The 20614-nt window shown below is 41.8% G+C and carries 21 protein-coding genes and 1 other annotated feature; of the genes, 16 read left to right on the top strand and 5 right to left on the bottom strand.

The genetic code is table 11. The annotated features are described in order from the left end of the window. The first annotated feature begins 85 nt into the window (after positions 1–85). From EKM98_RS03380 to rplL, 9 genes are all read left to right on the top strand, one after another. Positions 86–1063 carry a UbiA family prenyltransferase gene (locus tag EKM98_RS03380; RefSeq protein ID WP_225418517.1) on the top strand — a complete coding sequence of 326 codons (978 nt, stop codon included), beginning with the start codon at positions 86–88 and terminating at the stop codon, positions 1061–1063. Positions 1064–1284: 221 nt separating this feature from the next. Beyond that, positions 1285–1434, top strand: a complete 150-nt coding sequence (gene rpmG, locus EKM98_RS03375) for a 50S ribosomal protein L33 (protein ID WP_075168922.1) — start codon at positions 1285–1287, stop codon at positions 1432–1434. An 8-nt stretch (positions 1435–1442) separates the two neighbouring features. Next, positions 1443–1625: a preprotein translocase subunit SecE gene (gene secE / locus EKM98_RS03370; RefSeq protein ID WP_068223036.1), complete on the top strand. Its 183-nt coding sequence runs from the start codon at positions 1443–1445 to the stop codon at positions 1623–1625. 236 nt (positions 1626–1861) lie between these two features. Further along, positions 1862–2413, top strand: a complete 552-nt coding sequence (gene nusG, locus EKM98_RS03365) for a transcription termination/antitermination protein NusG (RefSeq protein WP_068223037.1) — start codon at positions 1862–1864, stop codon at positions 2411–2413. Between the two features lie 140 nt (positions 2414–2553). Then, positions 2554–3516, top strand: coding sequence for an alpha/beta hydrolase (locus EKM98_RS03360; protein ID WP_068223040.1), 963 nt, complete (start codon positions 2554–2556; stop codon positions 3514–3516). 148 nt (positions 3517–3664) lie between these two features. Further along, positions 3665–4090: a 50S ribosomal protein L11 gene (gene rplK, locus EKM98_RS03355; protein ID WP_068223043.1), complete on the top strand. Its 426-nt coding sequence runs from the start codon at positions 3665–3667 to the stop codon at positions 4088–4090. 165 nt (positions 4091–4255) lie between these two features. Next, entirely contained in the window at positions 4256–4954 is a 699-nt protein-coding gene (gene rplA / locus EKM98_RS03350) for a 50S ribosomal protein L1 (RefSeq protein WP_068223045.1), read from the top strand. A 344-nt stretch (positions 4955–5298) separates the two neighbouring features. After that, positions 5299–5444 (top strand) — a sequence feature (ribosomal protein L10 leader region). Between the two features lie 51 nt (positions 5445–5495). After that, positions 5496–6008 carry a 50S ribosomal protein L10 gene (gene rplJ / locus EKM98_RS03345; protein ID WP_068223048.1) on the top strand — a complete coding sequence of 171 codons (513 nt, stop codon included), beginning with the start codon at positions 5496–5498 and terminating at the stop codon, positions 6006–6008. A gap of 153 nt (positions 6009–6161) precedes the next feature. After that, on the top strand, positions 6162–6530 hold the full coding sequence (gene rplL, locus EKM98_RS03340) for a 50S ribosomal protein L7/L12 (protein WP_068223052.1): 369 nt from the start codon (positions 6162–6164) through the stop codon (positions 6528–6530). Between the two features lie 342 nt (positions 6531–6872). Here rplL and EKM98_RS03335 read toward each other — a convergent pair whose 3' ends face one another. Next, on the bottom strand, positions 6873–7559 hold the full coding sequence (locus tag EKM98_RS03335) for a hypothetical protein (protein WP_068223055.1): 687 nt from the start codon (positions 7557–7559) through the stop codon (positions 6873–6875). Between the two features lie 529 nt (positions 7560–8088). Here EKM98_RS03335 and mprF point away from each other — a divergent pair. Both mprF and EKM98_RS03325 read left to right on the top strand, forming a co-directional pair. Next, entirely contained in the window at positions 8089–10776 is a 2688-nt protein-coding gene (gene mprF / locus EKM98_RS03330) for a bifunctional lysylphosphatidylglycerol flippase/synthetase MprF (protein ID WP_068223058.1), read from the top strand. A 206-nt stretch (positions 10777–10982) separates the two neighbouring features. Then, positions 10983–11348, top strand: coding sequence for an iron-sulfur cluster biosynthesis family protein (locus tag EKM98_RS03325; protein WP_068223063.1), 366 nt, complete (start codon positions 10983–10985; stop codon positions 11346–11348). A gap of 237 nt (positions 11349–11585) precedes the next feature. Here the strand turns inward: EKM98_RS03325 and nrdF are convergent, their stop codons facing one another. The 3 genes from nrdF to nrdH form a co-directional block, all read right to left on the bottom strand. Next, positions 11586–12575: a class 1b ribonucleoside-diphosphate reductase subunit beta gene (gene nrdF, locus EKM98_RS03320; protein WP_068223067.1), complete on the bottom strand. Its 990-nt coding sequence runs from the start codon at positions 12573–12575 to the stop codon at positions 11586–11588. 120 nt (positions 12576–12695) lie between these two features. Next, on the bottom strand, positions 12696–14867 hold the full coding sequence (gene nrdE, locus EKM98_RS03315) for a class 1b ribonucleoside-diphosphate reductase subunit alpha (protein WP_068223069.1): 2172 nt from the start codon (positions 14865–14867) through the stop codon (positions 12696–12698). A 329-nt stretch (positions 14868–15196) separates the two neighbouring features. Next, complete coding sequence (gene nrdH / locus EKM98_RS03310; protein WP_068223071.1) at positions 15197–15424, bottom strand: glutaredoxin-like protein NrdH; 228 nt, start codon at positions 15422–15424, stop codon at positions 15197–15199. A gap of 308 nt (positions 15425–15732) precedes the next feature. Between nrdH and EKM98_RS03305 the strand changes: the two genes are divergently transcribed. From EKM98_RS03305 to tadA, 4 genes are all read left to right on the top strand, one after another. Then, positions 15733–16338, top strand: coding sequence for a class I SAM-dependent methyltransferase (locus tag EKM98_RS03305; protein WP_068377026.1), 606 nt, complete (start codon positions 15733–15735; stop codon positions 16336–16338). Positions 16339–16590: 252 nt separating this feature from the next. After that, positions 16591–16929: a hypothetical protein gene (locus EKM98_RS03300; RefSeq protein WP_068223074.1), complete on the top strand. Its 339-nt coding sequence runs from the start codon at positions 16591–16593 to the stop codon at positions 16927–16929. A gap of 123 nt (positions 16930–17052) precedes the next feature. Then, positions 17053–17901, top strand: coding sequence for an aldo/keto reductase (locus tag EKM98_RS03295; protein ID WP_068223076.1), 849 nt, complete (start codon positions 17053–17055; stop codon positions 17899–17901). 26 nt (positions 17902–17927) lie between these two features. Further along, entirely contained in the window at positions 17928–18434 is a 507-nt protein-coding gene (gene tadA, locus EKM98_RS03290; RefSeq protein WP_206602491.1) for a tRNA adenosine(34) deaminase TadA, read from the top strand. A gap of 135 nt (positions 18435–18569) precedes the next feature. Here the strand turns inward: tadA and EKM98_RS03285 are convergent, their stop codons facing one another. Beyond that, entirely contained in the window at positions 18570–19244 is a 675-nt protein-coding gene (locus EKM98_RS03285) for an MgtC/SapB family protein (RefSeq protein WP_068377234.1), read from the bottom strand. 373 nt (positions 19245–19617) lie between these two features. Here EKM98_RS03285 and apf point away from each other — a divergent pair, with 373 nt between their 5' ends. Next, positions 19618–20571 (top strand): aggregation-promoting factor, encoded by a 954-nt coding sequence (apf, locus tag EKM98_RS03280; protein WP_068223079.1) that lies wholly within the window; start codon positions 19618–19620, stop codon positions 20569–20571. The last annotated feature ends 43 nt before the right edge of the window (positions 20572–20614 follow it).

Raw genomic sequence — 20614 nt, 5'->3', positions numbered from 1 at the left:
AGCCTTTTCTCAATAGTGGTCGAGCTGGCATACTTATTTAATTAATCTTAAAGAACTTTTTTACTGACATAGAGGAGACGTATTTATGGAAGCAACAGAAACAAAACCAATGACGTTTAAGCTCTTTTTAGAATTTATTCGTTTTAACGCTAAGACGGCGAGTGCAATTCCGTTCTTAATTGGATTGCTGTACAGCATTTATTATTTTCAGGAGGTTAATTGGTTAAGTTCCCTGATTTATTTTGTTGCGCAAATGTCAATTGCTTTTTTTGTCACCGGCTTTAATAACGTCCAGGATTATAAATTGGCGGTAGACAAGACTTACCGTGATACGGATAATATTATTGGGCGGGAACACCTATCACCTAAGCACGCACTGCATTTAATGCTTTTTTTTCTGGCGCTTTCTTGCTGTTTAGGTGTTTGGCTAGTATTTCGAACGAATCTATTGATGCTATTTATGGGCGCCATTGGGATTGGGGTTACGATCTTTTATACATACGGTCCAATGCCGTTTTCTCGCTTTCCATTAGGCGAAATTTTAGCGGGTTGTGCCGAGGGCTTTGGCGTTTTCTTCTTAACGGCTTACATCAACGTTGCCCCAACAACCTTAATGGGCTTGTTTGTTAACTGGCCTGAGTTTCAATTAAAAGGGAATTTACTGTCACTATTTATTCTTGTACTGGTTGGTTTGCCCAGTATTTTGGCGGATTCGAACATTATGTTTGCCGATAATATTTGTGATCTTGAGCAAGATCAGCGTAATCATCGCTATACATTACCGTATTACCTTGGTAAAAAAAAGTCGTTAAAACTTTATCCCTTGGTAATTTTAAGTTGTTATGTGACGGCCTCTTTGGCCATTATTTTGGGCCTGTTGCCACCAGAAGAATTAATTATTTTTCTGGTTTTGCCTAAAATCATTCAAAATATTCGGACTTTTGAACGAGTTCAAATTAAAAAAACAACTTTTGAAACAGCAATCCATAATTTAATATTATTTCATAGTATGCAAATTATTGCGCTGGCCATTGCAATTGTACGAACGCAATTATTGAAGTAGGTCTTGTTTGACTATCGAATGCTGACATGCTAGAGTAAATGTGCATATCTTATCAGAGCGTGATTGGTGAATTCTACAGTAGTTATGGCTTATTGCTAGTAGCGTTACACAAGGTAAGTAAGGTGAAGTGTGTAGTGTAACTGGATGCTTTTTCTGACACATTTATTGGATTGGTTAGAAAATGTTCGGTTCTAAACGCGTTTTGAGTGGGAGAAATTTGAATGTCACAAATAAAAATAACTTTGGCGTGCAGTATCTGCGGCTCACGGAATTACCAAGTATCCATGAGCCAGCAGCATATGGCGCGGTTAACTCTGAATAAGTACTGTAAACATTGCAATAAACAGACGTTGCATCAAGAAACGAGGTAAATACGACAATGAGATTAATTCATTTTTTTGGTGATGTTGGGCGGGAAATGAAGGCTGTAAGTTGGCCGACGCGAAAAGAATTACGCCATGATACTGGAACAGTAGTTGGAATGACTGTATTTTTTGCAGCCTTCTTTGCTGTTGTTGATAACGGCCTACAGTGGCTTTTAAATTTATTAGTTTCTAAATAGGCTTAAACTTGATTAAAAGAATAATTATTCTTAGCTAAGCTACTATTACCTTAGTATTTGCGTATGAATTTTGGGTAAATAGTTTTAGTTCAGGATTTATTTAAGCTTACTTGTTTATTTTTAAGTAGGCAAAGTGATAAAATTTTGCTATAATGAATTTACGCGTTACTAAAACTTCGCTAGGCGAGGTTTTTTTATTTTGTTAAAAAAGTCATTCAGATAAAGGAGAAACTAGCATGTCAGAAACAGAGTCAGCATCAAAGCAATGGTACGTTTTGCACACTTATTCCGGTTACGAAAATAAGGTCAAAAGTAACATTGAATCCCGGGCCCAATCAATGGGGATGGAGGATAATATCTTCCGCGTTGTCGTACCTGAACAAGAATCACATGAGATCAAGGATGGTAAGGACAAAGTAACGATGCAGAAGGAATTTCCAGGCTATGTGTTGGTCGAAATGGTTATGACCGACCAGGCTTGGTTCATTGTTCGAAATACACCGGGTGTGACTGGTTTTGTTGGCAGCCACGGTTCTGGTAGTAAGCCAGCGCCACTTTTACCTGATGAAGTTGAACGGATTTTACGCCAGCTTGGCATGAGCGCCCGGCACAGCAACGTCGATTTCGAAGTTGGTGACGTCGTAACGATCGTTGACGGCGCTTTTGCTAAATTGACGGGTAAGATTACGGAAGTTGATAAAGAAAAATTAAAATTAAAAGTTAACATTGATATGTTTGGCCGCGAGACAAGTACTGAACTTGATTACGATCAGGCTGATAAGATCTAAGCTTTTTAAATAAAATGTTTTATAATGAAGTTGGTGCAAAATTTATTTTGTTCCAGCTTTTTTATTAGCAAATATAAGACTAAAAACGTGTGAAAATGATTGTCGTTGGCACATTTTAATTTTGGTGGTGATGAATTATAGTGCAACTCATTATTCTATTAGTGGTCATTCTTTTCGGGGCAGTCCTACTTGTTCTGGCCGATCAATTACACCAGCTGGCTTTACCGAAATACCGGTTACCTGCGCCAAAACAGCTAAAACAAGCACTGGGCTTTACCCGAACGCCAACGATTTTCATTCATGGTTTTCATGGTAATCGTTTTTCTTTTGGGCGTATGTTGGCCCGTTTTAATCGGCAGGGGATCGCGCAAAAGGCCTTAGTAATTCGAGTTAGTTCGGCAGGTCGCGTAAGTGTGCGCGGAAAATTGCCAACTGCTGTAGCCAATCCAACAATTCAACTTTTATTTAGTGATAATGGCGCTTCATTAAAAAAGCAGAGTGATTGGCTGCGCCTTGTGTTGGCCCAGCTTAAACAGAATTACCATGTTGAACAAGTGAATCTAGTTGGTCATTCGATGGGGGCGGTCAGCCTATTTCGTTATTTATTGGCCGCAGGTGGAGATGAGGATCAGCCGACTATTAAAAAGGTGATCACGCTGGCGGGCCCGTTTAATGATTTAGACGTTGGCGAAGATGGGGCCCAGGTTTTTTCTTACGAGTTACGTGGGGATGGGCCAGTTGCTAAGACGCCAGTCTATCAAGCCTTTGAAAAAAACATGTCCTACCTGCCAACTGGAGTTGCTTGGCTAAACATTGCCGGTGATTTATTAGATGGTAGTGATAGCGACGGTTCAGTCTCGGTTGATAGCGCGTTATCGCTGCGTTTTCTACTGGATAAACGAATTGGCCGTTATCGCGAGAGCTTGATTACCGGATTGAAGGCGGCTCATTACCGTTTACATGAAAATCCGCAGGTTGATCAAGCAATTTGTCATTTTCTGTGGCCTGTGAAACGAATAAAGGTGACTAGGGATAAAACTGGCCGCATTGATCACGCGACTTATCAGCGGCTTTTACGTTCTGATTTAGTCTCATTGACGTAGATGATTGTTTGATATTAGCGTTGCTTCTAGCTTAATGGCATGCTATACTGTTTTGGTGCGACCAGTCTTATTTTGGCTGCACGTTAAGTGGGAGGCTAAATATACTAGCCAAAATGACCACATCACGGACTTAAGGAGGTTATGTCTCGTGGCTAAAAACGTTGTTAACGTTGTAAAATTACAGATTCCTGCCGGTAAAGCAACTCCGGCTCCACCAGTTGGTCCAGCATTAGGACAAGCAGGTATTAACATTATGGGCTTCACTAAGGAATTTAACGCACGCACTGCTGATCAAGCAGGCATGTTAATTCCAGTTGTGATCAGTGTTTATGAAGATCGTTCATTCGATTTCGTAACTAAGACCCCACCTGCTGCTGTTTTGCTTAAAAAGGCTGCTGGTGTTGAACACGGTTCTGGCGAACCAAACACGAAAAAGGTCGCTGAAGTTTCTAAAGACCAAGTACGTGAAATCGCTACAACAAAAATGCAAGACCTAAACGCGTCAGATGTTGAATCTGCTATGCGCATGGTTGAAGGTACAGCACGTTCAATGGGCTTTACTGTTAAAGACTAAAGAGTACCGTAAAAGATGCTTAGATTGGTTATAAAATACTAATCAATAGTTCTTAAAACGGGTCCTAATTAAAAACGTACATGTGCGGATTTTCAATGAAAATTGGCTAATCAAGTGGAAGGGATACGCTCCCAGTGACCACATTTGCAAGGAGGAAAAACACAAATGGCTAAAAAGAGTAAAAAGTATACAGCAGCTTTGGAACAAGTTGATATTAACAAAAACTATGACGTAAAAGACGCCGTAGCACTTGTTAAAAAGGTTGACTTTGCCAAGTTCGACGCAACTGTCGAAGTTGCTTATCGTTTAAACGTTGATCCTAAACAAGCTGATCAACAAATTCGTGGTGCCGTTGTTTTACCAAATGGTACTGGTAAAACACAAAAGGTAATCGTCTTTGCCCAAGGCCCACAAGCCGAAGCTGCAAAGGCTGCCGGTGCTGATATTGTCGGTGCCGAGGATCTTGTTAAAAAGATCCAAGACGGCTGGTTAGATTTCGACGTTGCCGTTGCAACACCACCAATGATGGCTCAAGTAGGTCGTCTTGGCCGTGTCTTAGGACCTAAAGGCTTAATGCCTAACCCTAAGACTGGTACTGTAACAATGGACGTAACAAAAGCAGTTAATGACATCAAGGCAGGCCAAGTTGCTTACCGGGTTGACAAAGCTGGAATTGTTCACGCACCAATTGGTAAGGTATCATTTGCTGATGACAAATTATTAGAGAACTTCCAGACATTGCAAGATACAATTATTAAGGCACGTCCCGCTTCAACTAAGGGTACTTATATCCAAAGCTTAGCAGTCACTTCAACTTTTGGACCTGGTGTCCACGTTGATCTTGGTTCTTTTGCTAAGGCTTAATTAAAACTGTTATGAAAATAGAGTTGCGACAAATTCACTTTTGTTGTAACTCTTTTTTATTGTTAATGTGAAATAAAAGGTAGTTTTTGATGATAAAATAAGGCCGGGACAAAAATCCTAGCCTTTTATTATTTCCGAGTATTGCTTTAGAACGTGAACCCAGACTTTTGTCCCACTCTGGGTTGGTATTTTTCTTGATTAGTTTCGGGTTAATTTTATAAAAGGTGCTGAAACAACACGCCTTTCAAAACATTCTTACGGTCAATTCTGGAATATAAGCGTCTTTTACTGAACTTCTTTTCAAAACTAAATTTGACCGGATGACTGGAATATGCTATATTTATAAACGGTTATTATTTCTACCTAAGACTCAGGTGTTTACCTTAAATGCTTATTTATAAGCGGCCCGCCGAGGAGAAAGTTTGTACGGTTTTTAGCAGACTCTCAATCGGCGTTGTGTCCTTAGGCACAGCGTTTTTTATTTAGGAGAAAGCCCCTGGTGGCATTTGGTCACCAAATAATTTCAGGAGGTGAAATACTCGTGAGTGAAGCAGTTATTGCTCAAAAAGCAAAAGTTGTTGATACAGTTACTGATCGCTTTAAAAATGCGGCTTCGGCCGTTATCGTTGATTCTCGTGGCTTAACAGTTGCGCAAGATACTGAGTTACGTAAGCAATTACGTGATGCAGATGTTGAATTACACGTTATCAAAAACACGATTTTACGTCGTGCGGCTGATAAAGCAGGTTTTGAAGGCTTGGATGATACCTTTGTTGGTCCTACAGCAGTTGCCTTTTCAAATGAAGACGTTGTTGCCCCAGCCCGGATCATTGCTAAGTTTGCCGAAACAGCCGACGCTTTGGAAATCAAAGGCGGTTTAATCGAAGGTAAAGTTGCTAGCTTAGACCAAATCACTGATTTGTCCAAGTTACCAGATCGCGATGGCTTATTATCAATGTTGCTTTCTGTCTTACAAGCTCCAGTTCGCAACGTTGCTTACGCAGTTAAAGCAGTTGCTGACGCAAAGCCTGAAGACGGCGCTGATGCTGAATAAAATATTGTTAGGTTAACTGACAATTAGTTTTACGGAAGGATGCTGCTGAACCCAGGCACTTTTTTGCTGGAGTTCAGGTAGTCATCCTCCGAAAATCCAAAGCTTTTGTTAAAAATAAAAGCTAATCAATTATTCCTGAGGAGGAAAACGAACATGGCATTAGATACAGATGCAATCGTTGCACAATTAAAAGACGCAACAATCCTTGAATTAAACGACTTAGTTAAAGCAATTGAAGACGAATTTGGTGTTAGCGCTGCTGCTCCAGTAGCTGCTGCAGGTGCTGCTGGCGGAGACACTGCTGCTGCACAAACTGAATTTGACGTTGAACTTACTTCTGGTGGTTCAGCTAAGATCAAAGCAATCAAAGCAGTTCGTGAAATCACGGGTGCTGGTTTGAAAGACGCTAAAGATATGGTTGATAACGCTCCTACAGTTATCAAAGAAGGCGTTTCTGAAGACGAAGCTAACGAACTTAAGGCTAAGCTTGAAGAAGCCGGCGCTGAAGTTACCGTTAAATAATAAATTAACATTTATTTGAAGGAGACCAAATACGTCTAACTTTGATTGCGATAAGTGATTTAAAAGTTTTGGAGTATGATTTGGTTTACTGTTAAAAGATCTGCCAAGTAATTTTGGGAGGTCTTTTTTGATTAATTCGAAATAAAAACTGGTATTAGTTATTTGTTAATACCAGAAGGTAGATCTAAATTAAAAAAGAACAGCTTTTTACTTAGACGCATCATTAAATGTGAAGAAGTTTAAAGAATAAGAGAATTGTTATTAGCGCGAAAAAAGGGTCGGAATTTTTTTATTTGAACAACTAAACTGATTATGATTTATGATAACTAAACGTTCAGTAAGCTAAAACCCTGTACTATCTCGGTTAACCACAGTACCATTCGGGTAAACGTAGTAATCTAGGCCGTCGTACGAGCCGGCACCTGATTTTTGGTACGCTTCAATGGCCGAGCGGCGTTCGCCACGAATCCAGTAATAGGAGTTGCCGTTGGGGTCGGTCAGCATTTTGTTGTCACCGCTGGCCATGTAGGTCCAAGTTATTGGATCGCTTTGATCGCCGTTGCCAACTTTGGCTACTACGGCGGCTTCGGCCTGCTGGGGGCTACTAATCGTGTTGGTGTTTTGCGTTGCTGGTGTACTTGAGCTACTTGCGGAATAAGCAGAACTAGCGGCATTTGAATTATTATTAACTTTGTTATTAGAACTATCGTTAGCATTATTTTGCATCATGTTTTGTTGTTTTGCCGCGCTCTGCGAATTTTGTGCTGAGCTACTAATTGCTGCGGCCGATTGTGCGGCAGCCGCTGCTTTTCTAGACTCTTTTGAAGCCGCTGTGGCCTCTTTTTTTGCATTACGGGACATTTTTTTGGCGCTACTTATTGATTTTGCTTTGGCACGTGAAGCGCTGTTCATTTTTACGATGCTTTCAGAATGTGAGGCGCTATCCTTGTCCGCCGAGTCATTATGGCCACATGCTGCTAAGGTGAGAGTGGATAGCGTGATGATGCCTAAACTAACCAATTTTTTCATAATTTATTCCTCCAAATAAAATTATTGTTGTTTTTCGCCAAATAACGGTGGTTAACTGAACCGTCGTTGAACGAAAATGGTCTTTGTTCAATCCAAAATCAGTCTTACACGCAGTTCGTTCCCATTTTTGAAGCCTGGTGATTGACCAATTTTGAAAACTATCATTACTAATTTAATAGTAGCATGATTGAATGAAAGGTAAAATAACTATTTTAGGTGATAAGATAAATTCAAGTTTGTTTGCCGGATATTTAAAATAGAGCCACTTACGAAAGTAGCTTTAGTTTAGTGGTGCATTCTAAATGCATTCGGCAGATAAATTAGTAGCAACGCGTTAAAACACAATCATCTTATTTCGCAATACAGGTAATCTTAATTGCTAAAGTAGTTGTTGTGCGAAGCATTCGTTACTTTGGCTTACTACGCAAAACTTAACTGGTTTTTAGTTAAACTACAAGCGGGTTTGTTGAAAACTAGCGAACTTATTGCGATAATAGATGCATGACAAGAAGGAGCGGGTGGATTAGGTTTGAAGAAACTTAGAGTACTTTTTCGGCGTGTATTAGCATTTATCGAGAAGCGATTAACTATTTTAAAATCACTGTTTGTTTTATCAATGTTAGTATTCGTTATTTTTGAGATTGGTAACATCAGCCGGCAGTTAAATGGTCGCCAACTACGAGCAAGTCTGGCCACGCAAGATCCAGGCACACTTTTATTAATGTTAGTTGCTGGTTTTGTGGCTGTTTTGCCCATGCTAAATTATGATTTTACCATTGTCCAATTTCTACCAGGCGAATATAAAAAGCGGTATATCGTTAAATCTGGTTGGATTGTCAATACCTTTACGAATATTGCGGGCTTTGGTGGTTTTTTAGGGGCAACTTTACGGGCTAATTTTTATAGTAAACAGGCAACCCACAAGCAGGTTGTGTTTGCTATCTCAAAAATTGCTTTATTCCTACTATCTGGTTTGTCGTTATTATGTCTGGTTTCACTAGGCTTAATTTTTGGGTTTAATGTAGGCTCAGTCTATGGTCATTATTGGATTTGGTTAGTTGGTGGTGGGCTTTATTTTCCATTGTTGATGCTAGTCACTCATTTGCGGGATTCTAAGTTCTTTGCTGATTTACCACTCCGGCGTGAGCTACGTTTGACGATTGGCTCAAGTTTTGAATGGGGTTTTTGTGTACTCTTCTTTGTCTTTATTGGTTACTTACTTAAGGTTCCGGTCAATTTACCTAATGTGGTTCCCTTATTTGCGATTGCTTCGGTGATTGGCGTTGTTTCCATGCTACCTGGTGGTTTGGGAACTTTTGATGTTTTTATGATTATCGGGTTGGGCTTTATCGGCGTTGATCGTTCGACGGCAGTTATTTGGCTCTTATTCTACCGTCTGTTTTACTATATTTTTCCGTTTTTAGTGGGTGTTTTTCTTTTTATTCAGGATGCTGGACAACGACTGAACACCTTTTTGCAGGGATTGCCAAAATTAGTACTCCAGAAGACAGCCCACGGTATTTTAGTGATCTTCCTATATTTCTCTGGCGTAATGCTCTTAATTCTTTCGACGGTACCTAATTTTGCGCTAAATAACCGTTTATTTGCTCGTCTTTACCCGTATACCTTTGTTTTCTTAGATCAGGTTACGAATATCATTATGGCTTTCTTACTACTGGGATTTGCGCGGGGGATTGCGGCTAAGGTACAACGTGCCTACTATCCAACTTTGATTTTACTGGTAGTTGCGATTCTTAACACGTTGTGGCGTGATTTTTCATGGAAAATGGCGCTATTACTTGGCGTGATCTTAATCGCAACGATTTTTAGCAAGCATGAGTTATACCGTGAAAAAATGGCTTTGTCGTGGGGAAGTACTCTATTTGATTGGGTTTTATTTGCTGGATCCTTCATTGTTTACACAATTGTTGGGGTTTATAATCTGCCTCAATCGCCGCACCACGTTCACAAGGTACCAACCGCGTTATTTTTCCCGTCGGAACGTTTGTGGATCACTGGTTTTATTGGCATGCTGATTGCGGCCTTAGCGTTATTGGTTATTTATCAGTATTTAACTTATTCCCGGCGCCAACTGGCCGCGGCTTTTGATGAACAGCGTGTTCATCAGTTGATTAAAAAATTTGGTGGTAACGAGGTTTCGCACTTGGCTTATTTACGCGATAAGGAGCTTTATTTCTACCAAGTTGATGGTGAAGATCAAGTCATGTTCATGTACCAGCAAAAGGCCAATCGACTGATTGTTATGGGGGAGCCAGTCGGTAATCCCCAAGTGTTAACTACCGCTATTGAAAAGTTTATGGATGATGCGGATAGTCTCGGTTTTAGCCTCGTATTTTACGAAATTTCTAGTGAACTAACGATGCAATTACATGAGATTGGGTACGACTTCATTAAGATTGGTGAAGAAGGCTACGTTCGGTTGGCGGACTTTTCGTTAAGTGGTAAAAAGCGTAAGGCCGAGCGTACTTTGATGAACAAATTCAATCGCGAAGGCTATCAATTCCAACTGATTCAACCACCGTACACGGCCGAGCAATTCGCGAAACTACGCCGAATTTCTGATAGCTGGCTGGATGGACGGCATGAAGAAGGCTTTTCTTTAGGCTTTTTTGATGAATATTATCTGAATCGCACGCCAATCGCGGTAATTAGTGATAAGAATGGTCAGTGGGTCGCCTTCGCCAATTTGATGCCAATGAGTAACGGTGTTCTTTCGATTGATTTAATGCGCCATTTGAAGTCGGCGCCTTCAGGAATAATGGATGAGGTTTTCATTCATTTATTTCAAGAGGGTCAGGCACAAGATTATCAATCGTTTGACCTTGGGAACGCGCCACTTGCGAACGTTGGCGTTTCTAAGTACAGCTTTATTCAAGAACGACTAGCACACCTGGTTTACGAGTACGGCTACCGTTTTTATGGGTTCCAAGGCCTGCGTGCTTATAAAAATAAGTACGTGACCCAGTGGATACCCAAATACATTGCTTACAGTAAACACAGTTCTATTTTGTTTGTCCTGTTACAGATTATGTTGGTGGTTAATCAGAAGGTTAAGGCGCCCAAACACCGTCATTTATTGCTTATTCCACGCTTTTTACGGGTAGAACAACGCAAGGGACCAGATGAAACGTTGGCCGATTTGCGTAGTGGCCTGGGCAAGCATTTACCGCGAAAATCGCGTGATAAAACACAATAGTTGCTTTTTAGGTGTTAAAAATCGTAGACTGAAATTACGGTGAAAGTGTTTAAGAAAGCTCAATCTTATGAGATAGCGCTGAGGTTCAAATACAGTTACGGTAATTTAGGAGCAAACTTCACAACTAAGCAAATTGGTTGTATTCAATAATAAATTGCGTACAATATAATTTGTGAGGTATTAAAAAAGCAAAGGAGTGTTGGTTGATGAAATTAACAATTACGGATGCAGCAAAGCAGAAATTGGCAAATTATTTAGGCGCCGATAAGAAATTGATTCTTGATTTGGATGATGGTGTCGGCAAATATTCAAAGCTTGGCTCGTGCGCACTTAATCTGAGCTACCGGTTATTAGTTGTTGATCAGGACGAAGCGATTGGTGACGAGTACGGTGGAACAATTGATAGTACTGTCGGCCCAATTAACATCAAACCATATTCCAAAACCTATTTAGATGAAAATATGAAATTGGACGTTAATCCGCGCCTGAACACGCTAAGTTTATCTAGTGAAAGTGAACAAATGGATCCTAACGTTAATATTGTTGATATTAGCGCTGAATTGAACGTTTAATTTATCGAGTGGTGGAAAAGGTACAGGAAGTTGCTCTTTCAAGTATTTTTCACCCAGGTTAAGCAGAAAAATACCGACAAAAATAAATTTTTCTGACTAGGCCTAATCGATTAACGAATTAAATAAAATAATCATAAAAAGCAGTACTGCAAAAGAAGAAGCGTCCGATATTATTAGACAGTTAAGTCTAATGGTGTAGGACGCTTCAAAGTTGCAGTACTGCTTTTGTGTTATCTTTTAGTCTTTTGGTTTTGGTTCTTTTGGTGCACCGACTGAATAATCGTCGTCTTTCATGGCCTCAACTTGGCCGAGGCGGTAACCATTACCAACTTGCGAGAAGAAGTCGTGGTTAGCTGTGGAAGTTGAAATTCCGTTCATGACGATCGGGTTGACGTCGGCCTCTGTGTCAGGAAAAAGCGCCGACTGGCCTAGATTCATCAACGCTTTATTGGCGTTATAACGCACAAAGGTCAAAACGTCTTCGGTCCAACCAACTTGATCGTAAAGTAAATGGGTGTATTTCTCTTCATTAGCGTAAAGTTTATACATGAAGTCGTATAACCAATCGCGCATACTATCTTGTTCATTTTTGGAAAGTTGGTTGAAACCTAACTGGAATTTGTAACCAATGTAGGTGCCGTGAACTGATTCGTCCCGCAGAATTAATTTAATAATTTCGGCCACGTTGGCTAATTTATTATTGCCCAGATAAAATAGCGGGGTGTAGAAACCAGAGTAAAAGAGGCACGTTTCAAGGAAGACGTTGGCCACTTTTTTCTTCAAAGGATCAACGGTGGTATCACGATAAATGTCGTAGATCCAAGAAGCCTTATTTTGTAAGTATTCTTCGGTGTCACTCCAGTCGAAAATTTCGCTAATTTGGTCAGGTGTATTCAAGGTTGAAAAAATAGTTGAATAACTCTTAGCGTGGACTGATTCCATAAACTGGATGTTATTTAAAACGGCTGTTTCATGGGGTGTCCGCACATCTTGGCGCAAGGCAGCTAAGCCATCTTGTGATTGCAAAGTGTCTAAAAGCGTCAAACCGCCAAAAACGTGGCCAACAAGCCATTGGTGGGTATCATCTAAGGTGCGCCAGTCATCTAAATCGTTGGAAACGGGAATTCGGGTGTCTAACCAAAATTGTTCGGTTAATTTTTCCCAAGTTGCTTTATCAATTGCATCGGAAACGGCATTCCAGTTAATTGCGTCATATCTTTCCGTCATGTGAAACTTCCTTTCCATCTGTCGCGGAGTAGATTAGTTACTCTAAAAAGAATAGGGACAAACGGCGTTGCCACCATTTTTTGTCCCTATTACTTGTCTGTCAAACCAGTGTCATTGTAGCTAAATTACGCAGCTTTCGCAAGCATTAGAGCCAATCTCATCTTCATCATCGGTGTAGGTCCGAATGTAATAAATTGACTTGATACCCTTGTTATAAGCGTAATTACGCAAAATATTAAGGTCGCGGGTGGTCATTTTATTCGTGTCACCATTTTTCCATTCGTAAAGCCCTTCAGGAATGGTGGAGCGCATAAAGAGCGTCATGCTCATGCCTTGATCAACGTGCTGTTGGGCAGTAGCGTAAATATCAATCACGTGGCGCATGTCCATATCGTAGGCCGATGAATAGTAAGGCATTGTGTCGTTAGAAAGGTAAGGCGCTGGGTAATAAATCGTGCCAATTTTCTTTTCCTGACGATCCTCAATTCGGTTAACGATTGGCTGTAAGCTAGCCGATGTGTCGTTAATGTAAGAAATCGAGCCGTTTGGTGCAACGGCCATTCGATTCTGGTGGTATAAACCATCTTTCATGACAGCTGCTTTTAGTGCTTGCCAATCAGCCTTGGATGGAATAAAAATATCTTTGAAAAGTTCCTGAACCTTTGCTGTCTTTGGCTGCCAATCTTGGTTGACGTACTTATCAAAATAGCTGCCATCAGCGTATTTGCTGTTTTCAAAGTTAACGAAGGTTTCGTGACGTTCCCGGGCAATTTCGTTGGAAGCTTTCAAGGTCCAGTAGTTCAATAGAAGGAAATAGATGTTGGTGAAGTCAAGGCTTTCTTGATCGCCGTACATCATGTGCTCCTTGGCAAAGTAGCTGTGCAGGCCCATTGCCCCTAAACCAATTGTGTGCGCCTTATGGTTACCATTTTGAATGGATGGAACAACGTCAATGTTTGAATTGTCAGTGACAAAAGTTAGGGCGCGAACCATGGTTTCAACGGAGTGGCCAAAGTCTTTTGCGTGCATCAAATTCGGGATGTTCGTTGAACCTAAGTTACAGCTAATGTCCGTTCCCAATTGATCGTAATTCTGTTCATTATTAACTTTTGAAGGGGTCTGAACTTGTAAAACTTCGGAACACAAATTACTCATGATAATTTTACCGTCAATTGGGTTAGCCCGGTTGGCCGTATCAACGTTGACGATGTAAGGATAACCGGATTCCTGTTGTAATTTACTGATTTCATTTTCCAGGTCACGAGCCTTAATTTTCTTATGCCGAATATCAGGGTTGGCGACCATTTTATCGTATTCTTTGGTGATATCAACGTAAGAAAATGGCTTGCCGTAAATTCGTTCAACGTCGTAGGGGCTAAACAAGTACATGTCAGCGTCCTTACGCGCCAATTCGTAAAATTTATCCGGCACAACTAAGCCCAGTGATAACGTCTTTAAACGATACTTTTCGTCGGCATTTTCTTTTTTAGCACCAAGAAAAGCGATTACGTCTGGGTGGAAGGCGTTTAGGTAAACGACTCCGGCACCTTGGCGCTGGCCTAATTGGTTAGAATAACTGAATGAATCCTCTAATAATTTCATGACCGGTAAAACGCCAGAAGCGGCACCTTCAACGTGCTTGATTGGATCGCCGGCCGCGCGTAGGTTGGTCAAAGTAATCCCAACACCGCCACCAATGCGAGAAAGTTGCAGGGCCGAGTTAATTGTTCGGCCGATTGAATTCATGTCGTCCGTAGTTTGGAGCAAGAAACAAGAAACCAATTCGCCACGACGAGCACGGCCGGCATTCAAAAAGCTGGGTGTTGCGGGTTGGTAGCGCTGGTGGATCATTTCATCGGCAATATCATGAGCCAATTTCTCATCACCAGCAGCGAAGTAGAGGGCGTTAAATAAAACCCGATCCTGAAAGCTTTCAAGGTAATATTCGCCGTCGTTAGTTTTTAAGGCGTACTGGGCGTAAAATTTATAAGCGGCCATGAATGACTTGAACTTAAAATTGGCGTCCTCCAAGTAATTGTGTAATTGATCAATGAAGTCGGCGGAGTAGTCGGCCAAGAAGGGCTTTTCTAGATATTGATGGTCGACTAAGAAGGAGATCTTAGCTTGAAAATTAGGGAAGACTTTAGTGTTTGGCACGACATTTTCACTTAAAAAGGCCTTTAAAGCTTCTTTATCCTTATTCAACGGGATTTGGCCGTCAACGGGGATGTTAATTTCATTATTTAAAGCGTAGTAAGAAACACTTTGCGGATCAATTGTTTTTAAAGACATTTGGACACCACTTTCTTAATGATCGATAGGGATTGAGCAAAAAATAGTTGGTTGTAAACCTGCTGGGAAAGTACTTCTAGTTAGTACTTTCCTGACTAGTTTAGTGGAAACGTGTTTGAAAAGGCTAATCCTCAGAATCTAACCGTCTTTTCAAACACTCTGAGCAAAAAATAAAAGGCACCCGGCGTTCCCGCAAGTGGTGCGAGAAACGTTGTGTCTTATGGTTTACGACGTTGCTAAGTTGGTTACTTATTGGAATCTGGTGCTATTATGATGTTTAAGCGGTAAAATGGCGTAAGCATAAGCGTTTGACCGCCACTTTTATCACTTTAAACTGCTAATTGGCGTAATTGGTCGGGGCGGAAGCCGGTGAAGCTGATGTCTGATGCTTCAATCACTGGTGTTGCTTGAAAGCCCTTTTCCCGCAGATAGTCGACGTATTCTGGTTCTTGATCAATATTGTGTTCTGTAAAAGGAATATTGTGCGAATTGAGGAAGCGTTCAGTCATCTTGCACTGCATGCAACCATTTTTTGTGTAAACTGTTAAGTTATTCATGTGGTTCACCTTTCTCTCTGGTACTTTTTGTTTATGTTCTTAGTATAACCAGTCACTTACAATAAATCAACAAAAAACACTATATTCGGTAGCTAAATTTAAAATAGCTACTAGATATAGTGTTGGCCGGAACTTCTGGCGATTCATGGTACAATTAGTTTACCACAAGCCATTTCGTTTGAGTATGTTTTGGGGGTCAAAAATGGTCGTTAGGTTGTCAATTTTGAGTCCAAAAGGGCGGCGACGTAGGCCTGATTCCTAAAAATAAAAATTTAATAAATTAATTATAGCTCCGGGGGAATTTAATCATGACAAATTATTATTATTCAGAAAATCCTGATGTGGTTCACGAAAAAAAAGATTGGTCGTTTACGTTGCGAGGCCACGAATTTCATTTTGTAACTGATAATGGTGTGTTTTCAAAACGAACCGTTGATTTCGGGACACGCACCTTACTAGAAGCGTTTAGTTTTACTGACTTGCCTGCAGGTGATTTACTGGATGTGGGTGCCGGTTACGGCCCAATTGGGTTAGCGTTGGCCAAAGAGGCTCCTGAACGCCAAGTTGATCTGGTGGACGTCAATGAGCTGGCTTTATCATTGGCCCGGGAAAATGCCGCAAATAATCACGTGGCTAACGTTGCTATTTTCACTTCTGATCAATACGCAGCTGTAGAGAAGCAGTACGCGGCTATTTTATCCAATCCGCCGGTCCGGGCTGGTAAACAAGTCGTGACGGGGATTTTAGTTGGCGCCAAGGATCACTTACTGCCAGGGGGAACGTTAACGATTGTTTTACAGAAAAAACAGGGTGCACCTTCCGCCCAAAAAACGATGCAAGAAACCTTTGGCAACGCAACAATCGTGAAGAAAAATAAAGGTTACTATATTATTCAAAGTGTTAAGCAAGTATGAGTGCGCTTTAGTCCCCAAGGAAGCAAGATTATGGTACACTGAAATTAAGCATTACTGGATACTTTACTAGATCGGTTGGAAATTATTTTTCGGACTGATTCTGGTGGAAATGAAACGTGACTAAAAAGGCAACTCCTTGTGCTTAGCTACGATCGCCAAACGATACGCGAAGCGGATCGTTTGGTGGTCTAGGCTAATGCTCAGGGGCTGAACGCCTTTTTAGGCACTCTCTCTAATAAGGAGGCTGACTTTATGAAAACTGGTAGCAAAATTTTACTTGGTATTGGTATTACGACAACGCTTGCCGCAACCGGCGCCTATTTAGCAGCGGATGCCATTGTCGAACAAATTCAAACCCGTAGAAATCGGTATAAAGTGAAAACGTTCGTGCGGGACAACCTTAAGGGCAACGAGCGGATACTTGACCTCGTTGATCGAATTGACAACGATGATCTCAATCACTTGGTTAATGCGGTTGAAAAGTTAAGCAAAGTTCGCAATAAGGCTGGTGTGTACGTTGGCTCAGCAGGCAACGCAGCTAATGAATTGACTGCAACGTTGAAAGATTGGCTACACGAATACCGGCATTAAAATAATGGGCTCCCGAAAAGCTAATTGCTGCGGGAGCTCTTTTTGTCCCGTGCTTTAATGATCGCGGTGGCCCTAATCAGCGTTTATTTATCGTAGCAACTTTGTTTTGAAAGGAAGTTAAAAATGCGTTATCTAGATTTTAAGGGCGAGCGCTTGCCCGTCATTGGGATGGGAACTTGGCACATGGGCGACGATCCGAATAAACGCGGCGGAGAAATTCAGGCGCTGCGTTACGGCCTTGAGCACGGTAGCAATCTCATTGATACCGCGGAAATGTATGGGGACGGTCGTTCCGAAGAATTGGTCGGTGCGGCTATTAAGCCGTATACCCGGGAAAAATTATTTTTGGTTTCAAAATTCTATCCGCAAAACGCATCAATCAAGCGGATGAAGCAGAGTTTAACCGCCAGTTTGAAACGACTGCAAACGGACTACCTCGACCTTTATTTACTTCATTGGCGGGGGCAAGTTCCGTTAAAGGAAACAATTACCGGGCTGCGTCAATTACAGCAAGCGGGCAAGATTCGGCATTGGGGTGTCTCTAACTTTGATACAGCTGATATGTTAGAATTGTTTCAAGAAACTAACGGTGCGGACGTTTTTGCCAATGAAGATTTGTATAATTTGGCGGACCGCGGCGTGGAATACGATTTATTACCTTGGCAACTGAAAAATGGGGTTCCTTTTATTGCCTACTCGCCGATTGCCCAGGGGGATAGTCGAGGCCAGCAATTGACGGCTAATCCTGTGATTCAAAAAATTGCTAAGGCACACCAAATTACGTCGATGCAGCTTTTATTAGCGTGGACGATTCGGCAACCACAGCTGCTTGCGATTCCCCAAACTAGTCAGTGGAAACACATGCAGGCTAATTTGGCGGCGGCTGATGTCACGTTAACGCCGGCAGAAATAGTGCAGATTGACGCAGCCTTTCCGGCACCGACTAAAAAGCGGCCCTTGGCGATTATTTAATTAATAGTAGGAATGGAGTTAGGAATTTGGTATTTGAGCAAACTGAAAAAGAATTTTATATGCGTGAGGCCTTATTTGAAGCAAAAACGGCGGCCTTGATCGGTGAAGTGCCGATTGGGGCCGTTATTGTTTACCGCGGTGAAATTATTGGCCGTGGTCATAATTTGCGGGAACACAGCCAGGACGCAACGACCCACGCCGAAATTTTGGCGATTCAGGAGGCCTGCGCCACAATTCATAGTTGGCGTTTGGAGGATGCAGCAATTTTTGTCACCTTAGAACCTTGTCCGATGTGCAGCGGGGCAATTATTAATTCGCGCTTAAGTGAAGTCTATTACGGTGCCCCTGACCCAAAGGCAGGTACGGCGGGCACTTTCATGAATTTACTAACGGACGAGCGCTTTAACCACCAAGCTGAAGTGGAAGCCGGCGTTTTAGCAGATGACGCGGCGGGATTATTGCAGCAATTTTTCCGCCAAATTAGGGCTAAACGAAAGGCTAAAAAGAAGCAGAAGACAGAAAAACAGTCGTAGTTTGGCCGCCGAGCAATTCGGTAATCAAACTACGACTGTTTTCTGCGATTAAATATGCTTAAATCTTGTTGGCGTTGGTCACTTTTTGTCAATGATATTAAATTCGTGCTAGGGCTTACGGCCCTCGCTACAGGGTTAGTAATCAACACTCTGAATGGCCTCGTTTTCACCTAGTAGGCTCATCAAGCTGGCCACTTTGTAGTGAGGGGGTAGTTTGACGGCCAGGCTAATTTCGACTAGGTGGTGGCGTTGGCGTTCAATATGAAGGTTTAGCAATTCAATATTGTGTTGCTGTAACATTTTTTCCAAATTATTGATTGCTTCTGGTTGGTCCAACATTTCCAGTGAAAGTTGTTCGGCCACTGCATTGGGCAAAAATCGAAGCTGTTTGTGGAGTAAGATCTGAATGAGCAGCACTAAAAGTGTGGCGGAGATACCAACAACGTACAGGCGGGCACCAATGGCCATGCCGACTGCCGCGGTGGTCCAAATTCCGGCTGCGGTGGTGAGGCCGTTAATGCCTTGACGGCGAACTAAGATTGTTCCGGCACCTAAAAAACTAATCCCGCTGACAATTTGGGCGGCAATTCGGGAAGGGTCCAAGACGACATTTTTAACGTTAAGGACGTCAAAAAAACCATCTTTGGAAACAATCATGATCAAGGCGGCTCCTAACGCAACAATCATGTGGGTGCGGATACCGGCCTCTTTTAAACGATTTTTACGTTCATAGCCGATGGCAAAGCCGCACAATGCCGCCAGGATTAAACGTAGAACTAATTCTAACTGAGCAATAATAAATGCTTGCAAAACGATCACACCCTAACTCTAAACGATACTTATAGTATAGTTTAAAGCGCTATCAAATGATATTAAGGACCTTTAATTTAGTCGATTTTAATCTTTTTTGATGATTATTCCGAAAAGTTTCACTTATTTTGGTACCAGAGCAGGTGCGCGCCGATGGGGTTGAAACGGCTTAGATAACAAACAGATGACAATATTACAATAAAAGGCCATTTTGTAACGTAACTGCTATTTACATGTTACAGAGCCCTGCTATACTTACGCCTGTTGAATGCATTTCGGTACCAATGGAATGCAAAGCAGAATTTCGTAATCAAATTTTGAAGTCAATCATAAATTAGGAGTGATTTTTATTTTATTAAGTAAACGTCTAAAAATGGTATTACTCACAACAGCCGGTGCCGCTGGTATCTTGATCGGTGGCGCTAAGGTCGCTGATGCAGCAGTCATTACTGCTAAGGTTGGCGACACGGTTTCTGATCTTGCCGAAGATTACAACACAACAATCGATTCAATTGAAACAGCTAATAACATCAATAAAACCACGCATTTAATCTATGCCGGTCAAAAATATAATATTCCAAGTAGTGCAGTTGCATCTACGGCAGCCGCTGCTCAGCCAAGTGCTGTTCAACAGCCTGCTAGTGCAGCACCAGTTTCACAGGCTGCACCAGTCAGTTCAGTTGCGCCTGCTGCTTCAGTGGCACCTGTCTCATCTGCAGCGCCAGTATCAGCCGTTGCAGCTTCTTCAGTTGCGCCAGTTAGTAGCGTTGCAGCTGTCAGTTCGGTTGCGCCAGTAAGCAGTACTGCACCAGTTAGTTCCGTTGCCCCAGTAAGCAGCGCAACGCCTGTTAGCTCAACTGCTCCTGTCAGTTCTGTTGCCCCAGCAAGCAGTACGGCCCCAGTTGGTTCAACTGCGCCAGTCTCATCTGCAGCGCCAGTTTCACAGGCTTCTAGTGTAGCTGCAACTAGTGCTGCTTCTGCCGTATCGGCTCCAGTAAGCACACAATCGACATACACTGCACCACAAGCACAGGCAACACAAAACACACAATCAACTGCTAGTTCAGCAACTAGTACTAATAACGCCGCTACTTCAACAAGTAGCTCCGAAGCTGCCGCTAAAGCTTGGATTGCTAACAAGGAATCTGGCGGTAATTATTCAGCAACTAACGGTCAGTATATCGGTAAGTATCAATTAAGTTCTTCATATTTAAATGGTGATTATTCGGCATCAAACCAAGAAGCTGTTGCTAACTCTTACGTCACTTCAACTTACGGTAGCTGGAGTAAGGCACAGTCATTCTGGGAAGCAAATGGTTGGTATTAATATTAATAAGTAAATTATTTTAAAAAGGCCAAGTCTTGACTTG

The organism is Loigolactobacillus iwatensis (assembly GCF_003950295.1).
GTDB lineage: Bacteria > Bacillota > Bacilli > Lactobacillales > Lactobacillaceae > Loigolactobacillus > Loigolactobacillus iwatensis.
This window is presented reverse-complemented; position numbering and strand designations above follow the sequence as displayed.

Bases quoted from the DNA above. Each gene is read 5' to 3' on its own strand.
- nrdH (WP_068223071.1), bottom strand. From the start codon at position 15,424: ATGAATAACTTAACAGTTTACACAAAAAATGGTTGCATGCAGTGCAAG.
- rplA (WP_068223045.1), top strand. From the start codon at position 4,256: ATGGCTAAAAAGAGTAAAAAGTATACAGCAGCTTTGGAACAAGTTGAT.
- rplL (WP_068223052.1), top strand. From the start codon at position 6,162: ATGGCATTAGATACAGATGCAATCGTTGCACAATTAAAAGACGCAACA.
- EKM98_RS03295 (WP_068223076.1), top strand. From the start codon at position 17,053: ATGCGTTATCTAGATTTTAAGGGCGAGCGCTTGCCCGTCATTGGGATG.
- EKM98_RS03380 (WP_225418517.1), top strand. From the start codon at position 86: ATGGAAGCAACAGAAACAAAACCAATGACGTTTAAGCTCTTTTTAGAA.
- secE (WP_068223036.1), top strand. From the start codon at position 1,443: ATGAGATTAATTCATTTTTTTGGTGATGTTGGGCGGGAAATGAAGGCT.
- EKM98_RS03300 (WP_068223074.1), top strand. From the start codon at position 16,591: ATGAAAACTGGTAGCAAAATTTTACTTGGTATTGGTATTACGACAACG.
- EKM98_RS03305 (WP_068377026.1), top strand. From the start codon at position 15,733: ATGACAAATTATTATTATTCAGAAAATCCTGATGTGGTTCACGAAAAA.
- nrdF (WP_068223067.1), bottom strand. From the start codon at position 12,575: ATGACGGAAAGATATGACGCAATTAACTGGAATGCCGTTTCCGATGCA.
- EKM98_RS03325 (WP_068223063.1), top strand. From the start codon at position 10,983: ATGAAATTAACAATTACGGATGCAGCAAAGCAGAAATTGGCAAATTAT.
- rpmG (WP_075168922.1), top strand. From the start codon at position 1,285: ATGTCACAAATAAAAATAACTTTGGCGTGCAGTATCTGCGGCTCACGG.
- apf (WP_068223079.1), top strand. From the start codon at position 19,618: ATGGTATTACTCACAACAGCCGGTGCCGCTGGTATCTTGATCGGTGGC.
- nusG (WP_068223037.1), top strand. From the start codon at position 1,862: ATGTCAGAAACAGAGTCAGCATCAAAGCAATGGTACGTTTTGCACACT.
- nrdE (WP_068223069.1), bottom strand. From the start codon at position 14,867: ATGTCTTTAAAAACAATTGATCCGCAAAGTGTTTCTTACTACGCTTTA.
- EKM98_RS03335 (WP_068223055.1), bottom strand. From the start codon at position 7,559: ATGAAAAAATTGGTTAGTTTAGGCATCATCACGCTATCCACTCTCACC.